Genomic DNA, 16,491 nt, shown 5'->3' on the forward strand with positions numbered 1-16,491 from the left:
TTTTTTATTCTCCTAAGACTCTGCTGTAAATATATTCAATGTTTCTCGTGTAATAGTTTAAATCAAAAATGCCTCTTATTTCATCTTCACTGAGATGTTTTCTTATCTCCTCATCCTGAAGTAGAAGCTCCATGAAAGGCTTTCCCTCTTTCCATGATTGCATTGCCCTTGCCTGAACAAGCTTGTATGCCTGCTCCCTTGTAAGTCCTTTTTCTACCAATGCAAGAAGAACTCTCTGGGAGTTGTAAAGTCCATAGCTTAAATTCATATTTTTAAGCATTCTTTCAGGATAAACTCTTAAATCTTTGATAATTCCATAAAGTCTATGAAGCATGTAGTCAACAAGAATGCAGTTGTCTGGAATTATTACTCTTTCAACCGATGAATGGGATATGTCCCTGTCATGCCAGAGTGCAATGTTTTCATAGCTTGCAAAGGCATTGGAACGCACAAGCCTTGCAAGTCCTGAAAGATTTTCGCATCCAACAGGATTTCTCTTATGGGGCATTGCAGATGAACCCTTTTGCCCTTCAGTAAATGGCTCCTCTGCCTCAAGAACCTCTGTTCTCTGTAGATGCCTTATCTCAACTGCAATTTTTTCAATCATTGCTGCAATAAGGGCAAGGACTGATAAAAATTCTGCATGCCTGTCCCTTTGCACAACCTGAGTTGCTACAGGCTCAGGTTTAAGTCCAAGCTTTCTTAGAGCAATATCCTCAATCTCAGGAGGAATGTTTGAAAAAGTTCCAACTGCACCAGAAATTTTTCCAACTGAAATTCTATCCACTGCTGATTTAAGGCGCTCAATATTTCTTTTTGCCTCCTCATACCACATGGCAAATCTAAGTCCAAAAACAGTCGGCTCTGCATGAACTCCATGACTTCTTCCCATACATATAGTTTCTTTGTATTGCAATGCTTTCTCCTTGAAGAGCTCTTTTATTTTTTCAAGGTCTTCCATAATTAACTTGGATGCCTGCCTTATTTGAAGGGCAAGGGCTGTATCAACTACATCAGAAGATGTAAGTCCCATATGTATATAACGGGAAACTGGTCCAACCTTTTCAGCCACAGAGGTCAAAAAGGCAATGACATCATGTTTTACTTCTCTTTCAATTTCATCAATTCTTTTGATATCAAAATCAGCCTTTGCTTTTATTTCCTTAAGTGCTTCTTTAGGAATTTTTCCAAGCTCTGCCCATGCCTCACACACTGCAATCTCAACCTCAAGCCATTTTCTGAATTTGTTCTCCAAACTCCAAATATCACCCATTTCTTTTCTTGTGTATCTTTCAATCATGCTTCAACCTCCCAAAGAGTTAAAATTTTTCCTTTTGATACAGAAACTAACCCTGAAGGAACAGGAATTATTTTTAATTGTGAAATAGTAAGCTGTGGAATAAAATCTCGGTAAAGAGTCCTTAAATTATTCTGAACATGTTCACTATTAAGATACTTAACCAGTTCCACTTCATTTATGCCTTCATATTTTGGAACTAAATGAATTTCCTCACGCCATGGATAGCATCTTTCATCTAAAGCTGCAACAACTCTGCAACCTTTTGTATGTCCCACAACAATATGGGGAAAGGAATAAAAAAATCTCAAATCTACAGCTTCCTCTTTTGGCATCCACAAACCTGAAAAACAAGTATCATAATCAATGTATCCTGCCTTTAAGTTCCTTCCTGTTAAAACAGGAACTAAACCTTCTTTAGGTCTTGTAATAACTGATGGATGGCGACGAAACTCAGGACTTCGTGCAGCAAAATAAATATCAAAGATTAAACCCAAAGGAATTCCACTACTTTCCCACTCTATTGTTTCTTTAGTTTCAAAACGGATTATTTCACCTTTATAGTCTATTTTTCTTACAAGAAGATTTTTTTTGTCATAAAGCTCTAAACCTTGTCCTCCTTTTTCAAGCACCATAACCACACATGAAACATTGCGTCCTTTAAAAACTTTACCAAGATAGTAAATTATTAATTTTCCCATATATGCCAAAAAAGTTCGCAACTTAGCAAACTCATCCAGGACTAACCAACTGGCTGGAACGACGAAAACTAATTTACCACTGGGCGTAAGTAATCTAACAGCATGCTCAATAAAGGCACCATAAATATTAAATTTACCTTGCCAACTAAGAAATTTTTTACGATAAAGAGTTTTGCGTTCTTTAAGTGCATAAATTGGATAATGCGAGGCATCACCTATTATTCCATAAGGCGGATTGCCGATGATAATGTCAAACCTTTCATTTGAATCCCACAATAAAAAATCACTTTCTATTAGTGTCGCAAAGGATGTTCGTTTTTTTGCACTATTTATTGCTTCTGGATCAATATCTATTCCAACAAATTCATGATAATATCCATATCTTTCAGCAAACTTTATAAGAAATGGACAATCACCACAAGCTGGTTCTAAAATGCGACAGTGTGACTTATTTGGATTGGCAAGTTCTACCATAAATTCCACCAACCAAGGGGGAGTTGATACAGCACCTATTTTTTGCGGTAATTCTTTAATTTGTTCTTTCATTTTCTCTCATTCTATCTAACTAAATTATAGACAATTTTCACTTTTTAGATGATTAAGAACTTCCTGCCATCCAATAATACCTTTTTCTTTAATTCTATCACTAATAATGCTTTCCACAACTTTTGGGTAAGATGATTTAAAAATAACAAAACCATTTTCCAACCAATCTTGAAAACATTTTGCCAAACATAAGAAAAGTTTATATTGTTCTTTTGTTTTTTCTTTTTTAGCCTTGCTTATTTTCTTTTGCCATTCTTCTGGAGGTGTTACAGTGTATGGAACTTCTACAGTTAAATCTACATCTTGCTGGCGAGTAGCAAAACGCCCTCGCTCTCTTGCTTCTGAACGATAAGTTTCTTTTTTTATTTGCAAAGCTACACGAGAGTTGTTAATATGAACTAAAGCATCAATTCCCTTAATATCCAAATCTGCAGAAACTTCAATAGGATAATCACAGTAAGCTTTCCACAAATAAACAAAATGAAATTGGGTTAGCACTGAAATAAATGTTCTGTATAAACGTGCTTTAAAACCTAAATATACAAACTGGTGGGAATATCCCCAAAAATATTGCCGAATGAATTTATCAAGTGGTTCAAGATGTGAAGTCCACCAATTTTCAAAAAACTTTTCAATATCTATAAAAGTTTCAGGTTCTTCTTTCCAATAAGTTTTGTACATATCTGGTAACGGATTAAGAGTTTTTGGTAAATCCTGTTCTACTGTTTTTATAGGCATTAACTCTTTCCGATACTTTTCTATTGGGATACTTACTAAAAATTTTTCAAAATTTTTTACTAATTTTTGCGTTGCAGACACTAATTTATTCAACCTCCCAAATAATTCTTTCAGGTTTAACAATTACTCCATTGCCAAAACCTATGCCAAGAATTTTTCCTGCCTTATTTTTAACTTTTACCCATCCTGCAGGAACAATTCCTGAAGGAATTTTAATAGATGCTCCATTTAAAAACCTGCTAATTAGATTGTCCTGAATATTAACTGAAGGCAAAAAGTATAATGCCTTGTCTATTGAAAGAAATTTCTGTCCATCAATTTCAGTTTTTTTCAAATCATCAAGGCTTACTGAATTTTCTACGGAGAATTCTCCAATTCTTGTTCTTATAAGCTCTACTATGTGAGCTCCAACGCCCATTTCCTGACCAATATCATGACAAAGGGACCTCACATATGTTCCCTTACTGCATTTAACCCGAAAAGTTACAAATGGCGGAGAAAATTCCTCAATTTCAATTGAATATACAAAAATTTTTTTTGGCTTTCTTTCTACTTCAATTCCCTTTCTTGCAAGCTTATATAGAGGTTGTCCTTCTACTTTAGAGGCAGAATACATAGGAGGTGTCTGCATAATCTGTCCTGTAAACTTTTGCAAAACCTTTTGAAGCTTTTCTTTGTCAAGTTGAAAATCTTCAACAACATTTAAAATTTTCCCTTCCGCATCATAGGTATCAGTTGAAATTCCAAATCTTGCTTTAAACAGATACTCTTTTTCAAGTTCCATTAAAAATGGAGTTATTTTTGTAGCTTCATTTGTGCATACAAGCAATACTCCCGTAGCCATTGGATCAAGTGTTCCTGCATGCCCAGCTTTTTTTACTTTTATAATTTTCTTTACTTCTGTAACAGCTTCCTGACTTGTGAGTCCTTTTGGTTTATTAAGGACTAAAACACTGTTCATATTTTTATTGCTCCAATACCTTTTAGTTCAAATATGATAATGAAGCTAAAATCTGAAGTCTGTCTTCCCTTTATCTCAACAGGTCTTCTCGTAATGTTTATATTTGCTGCCCAGCATTTTTCAGCATATCTTACATTTAATGCAGAATCCCTCAATCCTGCTCCTTTTGCATCGTAGTTCACATAAGCTGTAAATGACCATTTTTCAGTGAGCTTTTTGATTAATGAAAGATAGTACTGCTTAATTCCGCCTTCTTCATCCTTTAAACTGTATTGTTCCCTAATGGTTGGAGACCACAAATACGCAGGAGACAAAGCACCTTGTCTGGTATATCTTTGGCTAATTGAAATACTTGTATCTTGGTCTGGGGAAAATCCAATTGATGCGTTCAGCCTTTCCATTCTCTTTCTTTTAAGATTTTGGTAGGTGTCAAATCCAAAGCTCAGTTTCCAAAAATGGAGTCTTCCCTCAAAAAGCAGAGGATAAAGCTTATCCCACTCATTTTTTGCCCTTAAGTCATATATCTGAGCAACTCTTGCTTCAAGGGAGAAATCTGTAAATTTCAATTTATTATAAATACCAGCTCTAAAAAGTGCAGTGTCATCAATTAACTCAGTTTCCTTTAAAATCGGCGGTTTTCCACTAACGCCAATAAACACTCCTTCAATAAATGGCTCTATTATGTGAAGAAAAGAGTTATTCTGCTTATATAATCTTGTAAAAACTTTAGCGTTGTAGCTTAACATCTCCCTATGGGATACATCTTCGTATGGAGCTGTTTTTTCAAGATTATAAAAAATCTGAGAAAAACTCAATTTTTGGCTGAGCTTTACAGTTTCTCCAAGTGTGTGAGTTATTTGGGGCGTTATTTCAAATCTTTGTCCCTTAAGTCCGTCTTCTTTATAAAATTCTCCCAAATTTGTTTGAAAATTTATTAAGAAATCACCAAGCCTGTAAGGATAAACGACATATCCCATTTCAAATTTTGCTGGTGGACTGCTTTCATTAGCTTTTAGTTCCTTCCATCCCTGCCCAAGAAGATAAAATCTTGAACCAACTGCAGGCACAGATAACTCAACCGATGACTGTAAAAATCTGTCATATCTTCCCTGAAGGTCTTTGTTAAATTCCTTAAAAAGATATGTATTTGATATTGAACGAATATCTCCGTATTCCCTGTAAAATTCATTTTTATTAACATAGTTTAAATCCACAAGCAAGTCAAAATGTTTAAATTTTTGAAGATGAATTCCCCGAAACTCTATGAAATCTCTATCAAGTTCCTTGTCTTTAATATGATAAGCATACCACATTCCTCTTGCATCAAAATCAATGTATCTGTATTCAATGCCCTTTCCTGTTCCTGTTTTTGAAAAGTAATCCAGATAAAATGTTGCATCCTTATTGCTGTCAATTACAAGGTAATAGGCAGGAGAAAAACTAAATCCTCTGGTATTGGAATTTCCGATTTTAAAGGGTAAAAATCCTGATTTCTTTTTCCCACCCGGTCCCCAGAATACAGGCGAATAAAGGAAGGGAATGTTTTTAACTTTAAAAGTCGTGTTTTTTGAAAAAAGCGTGTCATCAACTACAAGGTCAACTGACTGACCAGTGAAACACCACGGTTGGGATTTATCAGGCTCAGGCTCGCATGTAGAGAATGTTGCATTTTTTGCTTTGTATTTTATCTCGCTTAAGCGCTCAATTTCTTCAGCTTTGACCCACATATCCTGTCTTTTTATATGAATAAGTGCGTTTTTGAGTGTTCCTGTTTTTTTGTCCTCATTAAATTTTCCTTCCTCTGCCCATGCTGTCATCTCTTCATCTTCATAATATAAGTCGCCATAGGCTTCTATCTCGTTTTTTGTCTCATAATATATAACTTTATTGGCTCTTAATTTATAATTTGGCTCATCTACCTGAACATTTCCCGTTGCGATAATCTTTTGTTCCTCTTCAAATCTTTCCAGCATGTCTGATACTATTTCAACAGATATAGCTTTAGAAGGCACGAAAAATACTGAAAATATGACACTAAAAATTACTGAAAAAACTATCTTTGCTGATAATTTCATAGTAATTCACCTAATTTTCTGTGAATAGCTGTCTCACCTAAAAACTCCTTTATCTCTCCGATCAGATAAACTGAGCCTGTGCAAAGAAGAAACAACTCTGGATTTTGATAACAAATTGAAAGTCCTTCATTAAATGCCTGTTTCGGGCTTTGGGAAGAACAAATATTTATTGAATAACCATTGAGCCTCTTCAATAATTCCTCATAATTGAGTGCTCTCTCATACTCTGGAGAGGTAAAGATTATTTTTTCAGCATATCCATCAAAATGTTTAATAATACCGTTGACATCCTTGTCTTTCATAACACCAAATACAACCACAGGCTTCTTCTCTGTAAGTAATTTTAATGATTGTATCAGGTAGTATGCTCCATCAGGGTTATGGGCTATATCAAGAATAATAAGTGGCTTCTTCGAAATTATTTCTAATCTACCGGGCATCTTTACTTTTTTCAAGCCTTCTCTTATTGCATTTTCATTGTATTTTGGATAAAATTCAATAAACGCTTTAAGTGCCAAAGAAACATTTTCCAATTGATGAAGTCCTGTAAGAGAAAAAGATAAATCTGTAATAGGTGCATGGGGAGGAGTATTTCGTGGATAGAAATCAAATAAAAGTCCTTCAAGGGACATGAATTTTAGATTAGAGTAAAAGTCTTTTCCGTAAATATAAAGTGGTGCTTCTGTGTTATTGGCTGTTTCAATAATTATTTCTTCCGCTTCTTTTGGTTGATTTGCTATCACCACAGGCACGCTTTTTTTTATAATTCCTGCTTTCTCTTTGGCAATAGATGCTAAATCTTGACCTAAAAACTGTTGGTGGTCAAGTCCAATGCTGGTAATTATTGAAATTTCAGGCTTTACAACATTTGTTGAATCAAGCCTGCCTCCCATTCCTGTTTCCAAAACAGCGTAATCCACTCCTTTTTCCTTAAAATACAAAAACGCAATAACTGTAACATACTCAAAAAATGTAAGCTCATCAGATAAGGGACGAACTTTTTCAACAAGTCTTACTACATCTTCCTCTGAAATCTCTGTTTCATTTACAACTATTCTTTCTGTAAATCTTGTAAGATGGGGTGATGTAAAAAGCCCAACACTGAACCCATGAGCTCTTAGCAAGGTATAAATTATTTTTGAAACAGAACCTTTTCCATTTGTGCCTGCAATGTGAATTGAACGAAAACTTTTATGAGGATTGCCTAATTTATCTAAAACTCTCAGAACTCTCTCAAGCCCTAACTTTATTCCTCTCGTGCGTCTTTGATAAAGCTCATTTAAAATTTCATTGTATCTCATCCTAAACTCTCAATTCACCAGTCACTATCCATAATTATTGTGACATTAATATATCAATAATTCTTGAAATTGTGTTTTTAAGCTCTTTTCTCTCAACTACTAAATCAACCATTCCATGTTCAAGCAAAAATTCAGCCCTTTGAAATCCTTCAGGAAGTTGCTGTTTTATGGTCTCCTGAATAACTCTTGGTCCAGCAAATCCAATAAGACTTTTCGGCTCTGCAATTATTATATCTCCAAGCATTGCAAAGGAAGCTGTAACTCCACCAAATGTCGGGTCTGTAAGAACAGAAATATAAAGAACTCCAGCTTCCTTGAGCTTTCCTATTGCCTGTGAAGTTTTTGCCATCTGCATAAGAGAGAACATTCCCTCCTGCATTCTTGCTCCACCAGATGAAGAAACGATTATGAGTGGTATTTTTTTATCCAATGCCCTTTCTGCTGCCCTTGCCACCTTTTCTCCTACAACTGTTCCCATACTTCCGCCCATGAATGAAAAGTCAAGCACAGCAATAACAACATCTCTTCCGTTTATCTTTGCATCTCCGTAAATTGCAGCTTCCTTCATGCCCGTCTTCTTTTCATTCTCCTGCAGTCTATCTTTATAAGGTTTGGTATCTTGAAAACCTAATGGGTCTGGAGAGGTTAGCTCAGAGTCAAGCTCTATAAAGCTTCCATTGTCAGTAAGAAGTGAGATTCTCTCCCTTGCTGAAATCCTAAAATGATAATTGCACTTTGGACAAACTTTAAAATTGTTTTCAAGTTCCTTACGATATATAATTTCCTTGCAATTTTCACACTTAACCCATAAGCCTTCAGGAATCTTTACTTTTTTTTCAATTTTAGGCTCTTTTCTCTTAAACCAAGCCATTTATATTGCCTCTCTTAAGGATTTTATAAATTCAAAAGCTTTATCTGGCTTTTCATGAAAAGCTTTTACTATTGCACTTCCAACAATTACTCCATCGGCAAACTGGGCTATGTATTTTGCCTCTTCAGCCTTACTTACTCCAAATCCTACGCATACAGGTTTTCCAAAGCTTTTTACAAAATTTATATGCTCTTCAAAGCTTTTTTCCAAATTTAATCCAGAGCCAGTAATTCCTGTAATTGAGACATAGTAAACAAAACCTGTTGATGCTTGAGCAATTTTTTTAACTCTTTCAGGAGTAGATGTAGGTGCAACTAAAAATACTGTATCAACTCCGTATTTTTTGGCAAATTCTTTGTAAACAGAGGCTTCCTCTACAGTTAAATCTGGAAAAATAACTCCAGAGATTTGAGCTTCTTTTGCATCTTTGAAAAATTTTTCAACTCCATAGCGAAAAACTGGATTAAGATATGTCATAAGAACTAAAGGCACATCTATTTGTCCTTTTAAATCATTAAGAAAACCTATAATTTTCTTTAAAGTTGTGCCAGACATAAGTGCCCTCTCTGCTGCCCTTTGAATTGTAGGTCCATCAGCCAGCGGATCAGTGAAAGGAACTCCAAGCTCTATAGCATCTGCACCTGCATTTTGCAGAATTGTTAGTCTTTTGGCAGTCTCATCAAGATTTGGGTCTCCTGCCATAATGTATGGAATAAATGCCCTTTTACCTTGTTTTTTTATATCCTCAAGCCTTTTTCTTAAAGCAAATCCGTTCATAGAGTAATACCCTTTATTCTTGCAACTTCCTGAACATCCTTGTCTCCTCTTCCTGAGAGGTTGACAATAATTATAGAGTCCTTTGACATTTTCGGAGCAACCTTTATTGCTTCAGCAACTGCATGGGCTGACTCAAGGGCTGGAATTATGCCTTCAAGTCTGCTTAATAGCTCAAAGGCTTCAAGAGCCTCATCATCTGTTGCGTAAGTGTATTTTACTCTTTCAATATCCTTTAAATAAGCATGCTCAGGCCCAACAGAGGCATAATCAAGACCTGCAGAGACTGAATGGGTCTGAAGAATGTTGCCATCTTCATCCTCAAGAACATAACTTAAGCATCCCTGAAAAATTCCTTTTTCTCCACCAGCAAATCTTGCAGCATGCATTCCTGTATGGATTCCCTTTCCACCTGCCTCAACTCCTGTCATCTGAACATCCTTGTCTTTAAGAAAAGCACTGAAAAGTCCAATTGAATTACTTCCTCCTCCAACACATGCTATAAGAAGATTAGGAAGTTTGCCTTCTTTTTCAAGAATTTGTTTTTTTGCCTCTCTTCCTATTACACTTTGAAAAAATCTTACAAGTGAAGGATAAGGATGGGGCCCAAAAACTGTTCCCATTACATAATGAGTGTTTCTTACATTTGTTGTCCAGTCTCTTAATGCCTCATTTATCGCATCTTTTAAAGTTTTTGAGCCAATATCAACTGGAACAACCCTTGCTCCAAGAAGATTCATTCTAAAAACATTAAGTGCCTGCCTTCTTATATCCTCAGTTCCCATATAGATATCACACGTAAGTCCCACCAATGCTGCACCTGTTGCAGTTGCAACACCGTGCTGACCTGCACCTGTCTCAGCGATAATTCTTTCTTTTTTCATAAGCCTTTTTGCAAGAAGAGCCTGACCAAGAGCATTATTTATTTTATGGGCACCTGTGTGCGCTAAGTCCTCTCTTTTAAGATAAATCTTCGCTCCACCAAGATACTCAGTTAATCTTTTTGCAAAATAAAGAGGAGTGGGTCTTCCGACATAATCCTTCAGTAGAGCTTCAAACTCGGCATTAAATTCTTTATCCCTTTTTGCTCTTTGAAAGGCTTTTTCAAGCTCTTCAAGGGCAGGCATCAAAGTTTCAGGGACATATCTTCCACCATACTGACCAAAATATCCCTTTTTTGCACCCATAAAAAGTATTATAGCATACAAAAATTGAAATTCTTAAAAAGACTTGCTAAAGCCTGCCAGACTTAATAATTGAAATAATCAACCACACTCCAAGAAAAAAAGCCACAACACCAGTAATTAATCCGAAAAGTGATATTCCATGAAACAAAGGCTTTACTTCTGCAGCATGCATTATTGCTGAACTCAGTATCATTGCGCTTACAATTAAACTGAAAGCAATTTTGTTGCTTGCTCTATCAATGTCTTTTATGAATTCAGGTAAATTTACATGGAACATTTTTACAGTTATATCATCCCTCACTGCTTTTCTAAGAAGTGTTTTCAATTGAGATGGAATTGTATGAAAAGCTTCTCCGATTTCGGTTTTGAAAGTTTTTAATTTTTCAAAATAAAATTCCGAAGTAATTCTCTTGCTGAGGAGCTTCTGAGCAAGGGGCTTTATGAACTCAATTACATGGATGTCAGGCTTAAGCTCCCTTGCAAGCCCTTCTATCATGAATAAAATTTTGTTTATCAAGAAGAGCTCAGATGGAAATTTAAGTCCATATTTTATAGATACCTCTATAACAGCTTCAACAGCCTCTGCGATATTTATCTTATCCAATGAAAATGAGTAGATAGGTAAAAGTACATCTTCTATGTCCTTCTTTAGTTTTCTCTCTATTTTTTCTGGAGTTTCTTCTTCTGGAATGATGCCAAGTTTAATATATTCTTGAATTAATTTATCAATATCTTTGTTTATTATTGACAATGCCACATTAGCATAGGATTTCTTAAAATCATCATCAATTCGTCCTACAATACCAAAATCTATAAGAGCAACTCTTTCATTATCAATAACTAAAATGTTTCCCGGATGGGGGTCTGCATGAAAAAATCCGTGTTCAAATATCTGAATAAAATATGCTTCTATAAGCGTATTTAGAACATTTTTAAGATTATAGCCAGCTTCCTTTAACATTTCTTTATCATCTATTCTTATTCCATTGATTTTCTCCATTACAAGGATTTTCTCTGTGGTAAACTCTTTGTATATCTTTGGAATATATACTTTTTCGTTATTTTCAAAATTTTTGCTGAAAATCAGACAATTTGCTGCTTCTCTTTGGAAATCAAGTTCTTTTGTGATTGAATTTGCAAATTCTTCAACTAATCCAACTGGATCAAAATTTCTGCTTTCAGGAATATGCTTGAGAGCCATTTTAGCTAATGTCTGAAGAATCATTATATCAAGCGTTATTTGCTGTTTAATACCCGGTCTTCTTATTTTTACAATAACCTCTTTGTCATTCATAAGAACTGCTTCATGAACCTGAGCTATTGAGGCTGCAGCAATTGGGACAGGATTAAAAGATTTGAAAATTTTATCAACAGGTGCACCAAGCTCAGTTTCAATGATTTCATATGCCCTTTCAACAGGAAATGGTGATACTCTGTCCTGAAGTTTTTTAAATTCATTTGCAATATTGATACCAACAAGGTCAGGTCTTGAGGCAAATAGTTGTCCAAGTTTTATAAATGTTGGTCCGAGCTCTTCAAATGCCATTCTCAAGCGTTCAGGAGCACTCAAATGCCTTTCAGATTCCCATTTTCCAAAAGTTCTAAGCCTTTTTCTAATTGGAATATATTTTCCAAGATGAATTTGGTCAATTATTTGCCCAAAACCGTGCTTTATGAATACATTCAGTATTTCCCTTAATCTCTTTGCAGAGAGGAAAGTTTTTCTTAATCTAAAAAAGTCCATGTTTTATTATAACGAAAAATAGATAGCCGTCACTTTAAGCCTCCAAACGAGCCGAATAACTCTCCCCTTTTGCCTTCCCTCCCTCTTCGTCATTACGAGAACTCTTCCTCATCGTCATTGCAAGAACACGAAGGGTGTAAAGTAATCTCTGAGATCACTTCGGCTTGCTAGAGCAAGCCTCGTGATGACAGAAAAGGACGTCATTGCGACTCCGAGCGAAGTGAGGAGAAAGCAGTCTCGCCATCATAGTGCCAAAGAGCGACAGTGCTACAGAGCGACAGCTTAGAAATCCAACAATTCGTCCCTGCGAGCCCCTGTTGCGAGAGATAGCATGGTTTCAGAGATTGCTTCGGCATCCTAACGGATGCTCGCAATGACAGCAAAAAATACTTAATTTTCAAATGGTTATACCAATTATTGGATTTCTATCGCTATTTTTGGGCTACAAAGGTTTGCCTATAAAAAATCGCTCAAATTAGGTTATCATAAAAAGTTATGGAAAAAGAGATTTATCTTTTAGATGGAAGCTGTTTTGTATACAGGGCTTATCATGCAATAAAGGATCTCAGAAATTCAAAGGGCACGCCCACAAATGCCACATACGGCTTTACAAGAATGCTTCTAAGACTTCTGAAAGAGAAAAATGTTAATCATATGCTTATTGCCTTTGACAGTCCTCATCCTACAAAAAGACATAAAGTATACGAAGATTACAAAGTAACGAGACCAGAGACACCTAAAGACCTGCCCATTCAGATTGATTACATAAAAAAAATTGTTGATTCTTTAGGAATTTCAAGAATTGAGTTGCCCGGATATGAAGCAGATGACATTATCGCCTCAGTGGTTGAGAAGTTAAAAGATGAAGATTTTAATTTTTATATAGTAACACTTGATAAAGACATGATGCAGATTGTCTCTGATAGAGTCAAAATTTATGACCCTTTCAATGATTTGCTAATTGACAAAGAGAGTGTCTTAAAGAAATTTGGTGTATTGCCTGAAAAACTTACGGATTTCATGGCTCTTGTTGGAGATTCTATTGATAATATTCCCGGAGTAAAAGGAATTGGAGAAAAGACTGCAGCAGAATTGATAAAGAGATATGGCTCAGTTGAGAACATTTTAAAAAATATTGCAATAATAAAACCATCAAAGGTTGCAGAGCTAATAAGAAAAAATGAAAACTCGCTAAAATTAAGCAAAGAGCTTGTGTTTTTAAATAAAGATGCACCAATTGATATTAAACTTGAAGAGCTTAAAATTAAAGAACCTGACAGGGAAAACCTTATAAAAATATTTCAGGAACTTGAATTTCGCTCTCTTATTAAAGAAATTTTGCCTGAGGAGCAAATTTCAACTAACATAACTAAAGCAGAAAAAAAAGATATATTAAGCACTATCTACAAAAAGGGCTTATTCTCCTTAACATTATCTGATAGTAAAGCAATCGTTGGAGTAGATAATCTTATAGCAGAGTTTGACATTCCTGAAAAACAACTATACGAGCTTATGTCATCAAATCTTATGAAAATCTTATACAATGCTAAAGACATCTTTAAATTTCTGTCCGCCACCCACTACTCACAAGCCACCAGTCTGGAGACACCAATCACTCCGCCTTTCTTTGACCTAATGATCGCTGCATATCTGCTCAATCCAAACAAGGCAAAATACGATTTAAATGAGCTTTTACTTGATTATCTTGGAACCATATACAACAAAGAACTCTCAATACAGCTTCAACCATCATTGATGTTAAAGCTTTATGAAAAACTCATGAACGAACTCAAGGAAAAAGAGCTTGATAATGTTTATTACGACATAGAAATGCCCCTTGTTGAAGTTCTTTATGAAATGGAAAAAGCTGGTATTAAGGTTGATGAAAGAAAACTTAATGAGCTTACTGCAATGATTGAAGTTGAGATTGAAAAAATAAAAAACCGAATTTATAATCTCACAGGATTTGAATTTAACATCAACTCTCCAAAACAGCTTGCTGAGGTTTTATATGATAAATTAGGATTAAAATCAAGAAAAAAAGGCAAAAAAGCTCGCTCAACTGAAATGGAGGTTTTGGAAGAATTAGCCCTTCAGCATGAGCTTCCACAGGAAGTGATAAATTACAGAATACTGAACAAGCTTTTTACAAGTTATCTAATTCCCCTTAAGAATTTCATCAATCCCTCAACCAAAAGAATTCATCCAAAATGGTCTCAAACTGTAGCAAGCACAGGAAGATTAATTAGCAGTGAGCCAAATCTACAAAATATTCCAGTTAAAGGACAATGGGCTGAGTATCTGAGAGAGGTTTTTGTTCCAGAGGAAGGTTGTCTATTTTTAAGCGCCGACTATTCACAAATTGAACTCAGACTCCTTGCACATTTAAGTGAAGATCAGAATCTCATTGATGCTTTCATAAAAGGCAAAGATATTCATAAAGCAACTGCAATGGAGCTTTTCTCCATTTCTGAAAACCAATTAACAGAAGAGCACAGAAGGATTGCCAAAACTGTAAACTTCGGTATTACCTACGGTATCAGTGCCTTTGGTCTTTCAGAATCAATTAAATTTCCATACGAAAAGGCTGAGGAACTTATTGATCTTTATTTCTTACGATATCCAAAGGTGAAGGATTTTATTGAACAAAGTATTAATTTTGCCCGTGAAAAGGGCTTTGTGAAAACACTCTTTGGAAGAATCCGTCCAATACCTGAAATAAAAAGTCCAAACCAGAACTTAAGACAACAGGCTGAGAGAATGGCAGTTAATGCAAGAGTTCAAGGTTCAGCTGCGGATATTATAAAAATTGCAATGACCAGAATTTATCATAGAATTAAACAGGAAAATCTGAATGCACGGATAATTATTCAAATCCATGATGAAATAGTCATTGAGTCACATGAAAAAAATATTGATAGAGTAAAGCAGATTGTGGATGAAGAGATGAAAAACTTTTCTCTTCATGTTCCTCTGGAAGTGAATATTTATACTGGAAAAAGTTTAAATCTATAGATTTTTACCAACTACAACCACAATATATGAATCTGTGTTAAGAAATCTCTCTGCACCTCTTTTGATATCTTCTTTGGTGACTCGTTCAATGTATTCAGGATATTTAGCTACATAATCATCGCCAAGTCCGTAAAATTCAACAACACAGAGAAATTCGCTAATTTTTTTCATTGTATCAATTCTCAAAGGAAAGCTTCCAATAAGAAAGGACTTTGCTTCTTTTAGCTCTTCCTCTGTGACTCCCTCTTTTTTTATTTTTTCTATCTCTTTAACAATCATCTGAATGACCTTTTTAGTATTTTCTGTCTTTGTCTTAACTTCAATATGAAAATCTCCCGGCATAAGATACGGTGAAAAGATGCTGTAAATTGAATAAGCAAGTCCCTGTTCCTCCCGTATACTCCTTGCAAGCCTTGATGTAAGTCCTCCACCGCCAAGCAAGTAATTCATAACACTGAATGCATAATAATCTTGGTCTTTCCTTGATATCCCCTCAAATCCAAGAACAATTGTTGACTGTGTCAAGTCATCCCTTTTGACGAAAACTTCCAAAGGCTTTTCCCTTTTTATGGATTTTGGTGCAAATATCGCTCTATCAGGAGATTTTCCTTCCCATGACTTTATATGCGTCTCCAAAAGTTCTTCCATCTCACTTTCAGTGAGGTCTCCGATAATGGAAAAAATCATTTTGTCGGGTTTGTAAAACTTTTCGTAAAAGTTGACAATGTCTTCTCTTTTTAAATCCTTAAGTAATTCTGCCTCTCCCTCAACAGGTCTGCCGTAAGGATGTTCTCCAAAAAGTGCTTTAAGGAATTTTTTACCTGCTATGTATGAGGGTTCTTTATCCATCTGCCTTAAAGAATTCTCCAGAATGGAGAGCTCTTTTTTAAACTCCTCTTCGGGAAATGTCGGATTCTTAAGGATATCAAAAAACAAAGCAACTGCTTCCTTTAGATGCCTTTTTGTTGTTGAAAGAGTTAGAGCTGTAAAATCAGCTGTAACCTTCTTTTCTATTGATATTGCAAGAAAATCAATAGCATCTTCAATATCCTTTGCAGAGCGGGATTTAGTCCCGTGAGTAAGCAACTGAGCTGTAAGATATGCCTGCGATGGCTTGGCTTCATCCAATGGGGATGCGGGAATTAAAACAGTAATATAGACTATAGGAATGCTGTTACGATAGGTATATTTTACCTTTACACCGTTTTCAAGATTGTATGTTTTAAAATCCATGTTAAATGCTCCTGCAAAGTTATAATTGCAAAATATGATAAAAAACAA

At 35.4% G+C, this 16,491-nt stretch carries 12 protein-coding genes; 1 reads left to right on the forward strand and 11 read right to left on the reverse strand.

The window, feature by feature from the left end; all coding sequences use genetic code 11:
- Positions 1-4: 4 nt before the first annotated feature.
- Genes purB through ACYQ3P_RS07390 form a run of 10 tightly spaced genes read right to left on the reverse strand, consistent with a single transcriptional unit; the run spans position 5 to position 12,195 of the window.
- Positions 5-1,300 carry an adenylosuccinate lyase gene (gene purB, locus ACYQ3P_RS07345; protein ID WP_460177278.1) on the reverse strand — a complete coding sequence of 432 codons (1,296 nt, stop codon included), beginning with the start codon at positions 1,298-1,300 and terminating at the stop codon, positions 5-7.
- Positions 1,297-2,544 carry an N-6 DNA methylase family protein gene (locus ACYQ3P_RS07350; protein ID WP_460177279.1) on the reverse strand — a complete coding sequence of 416 codons (1,248 nt, stop codon included), beginning with the start codon at positions 2,542-2,544 and terminating at the stop codon, positions 1,297-1,299. Before ACYQ3P_RS07350 ends, purB begins: the two co-directional genes overlap by 4 nt.
- A 24-nt stretch (positions 2,545-2,568) precedes the next feature.
- Complete coding sequence (locus ACYQ3P_RS07355) at positions 2,569-3,375, reverse strand: TaqI family restriction endonuclease (protein ID WP_460177280.1); 807 nt, start codon at positions 3,373-3,375, stop codon at positions 2,569-2,571.
- Positions 3,368-4,243, reverse strand: coding sequence for a tRNA pseudouridine(55) synthase TruB (gene truB, locus ACYQ3P_RS07360; protein ID WP_460177281.1), 876 nt, complete (start codon positions 4,241-4,243; stop codon positions 3,368-3,370). Before truB ends, ACYQ3P_RS07355 begins: the two co-directional genes overlap by 8 nt.
- Complete coding sequence (locus tag ACYQ3P_RS07365) at positions 4,240-6,318, reverse strand: LPS-assembly protein LptD (RefSeq protein ID WP_460177282.1); 2,079 nt, start codon at positions 6,316-6,318, stop codon at positions 4,240-4,242. The genes truB and ACYQ3P_RS07365 overlap by 4 nt, the downstream gene beginning before the upstream one ends.
- Positions 6,315-7,619, reverse strand: coding sequence for a bifunctional folylpolyglutamate synthase/dihydrofolate synthase (locus ACYQ3P_RS07370; protein ID WP_460177283.1), 1,305 nt, complete (start codon positions 7,617-7,619; stop codon positions 6,315-6,317). The genes ACYQ3P_RS07365 and ACYQ3P_RS07370 overlap by 4 nt, the downstream gene beginning before the upstream one ends.
- A 34-nt stretch (positions 7,620-7,653) precedes the next feature.
- On the reverse strand, positions 7,654-8,490 hold the full coding sequence (accD, locus tag ACYQ3P_RS07375; RefSeq protein ID WP_460177284.1) for an acetyl-CoA carboxylase, carboxyltransferase subunit beta: 837 nt from the start codon (positions 8,488-8,490) through the stop codon (positions 7,654-7,656).
- A complete protein-coding gene (gene trpA, locus ACYQ3P_RS07380) occupies positions 8,491-9,267 on the reverse strand; it encodes a tryptophan synthase subunit alpha (RefSeq protein WP_460177285.1) in 777 nt (258 codons plus the stop codon).
- Entirely contained in the window at positions 9,264-10,451 is a 1,188-nt protein-coding gene (gene trpB, locus ACYQ3P_RS07385; RefSeq protein WP_460177286.1) for a tryptophan synthase subunit beta, read from the reverse strand. Before trpB ends, trpA begins: the two co-directional genes overlap by 4 nt.
- A 46-nt stretch (positions 10,452-10,497) precedes the next feature.
- On the reverse strand, positions 10,498-12,195 hold the full coding sequence (locus ACYQ3P_RS07390; RefSeq protein ID WP_460177287.1) for an ABC1 kinase family protein: 1,698 nt from the start codon (positions 12,193-12,195) through the stop codon (positions 10,498-10,500).
- 495 nt (positions 12,196-12,690) lie between these two features.
- Between ACYQ3P_RS07390 and polA the strand changes: the two genes are divergently transcribed.
- Positions 12,691-15,210, forward strand: coding sequence for a DNA polymerase I (polA, locus tag ACYQ3P_RS07395; RefSeq protein ID WP_460177288.1), 2,520 nt, complete (start codon positions 12,691-12,693; stop codon positions 15,208-15,210).
- Here the strand turns inward: polA and ACYQ3P_RS07400 are convergent.
- Entirely contained in the window at positions 15,205-16,443 is a 1,239-nt protein-coding gene (locus ACYQ3P_RS07400; RefSeq protein ID WP_460177289.1) for a M16 family metallopeptidase, read from the reverse strand. The genes polA and ACYQ3P_RS07400 overlap by 6 nt on opposite strands.
- Positions 16,444-16,491 lie beyond the last annotated feature (48 nt).

It is taken from the genome of Thermodesulfovibrio hydrogeniphilus, assembly GCF_054657355.1.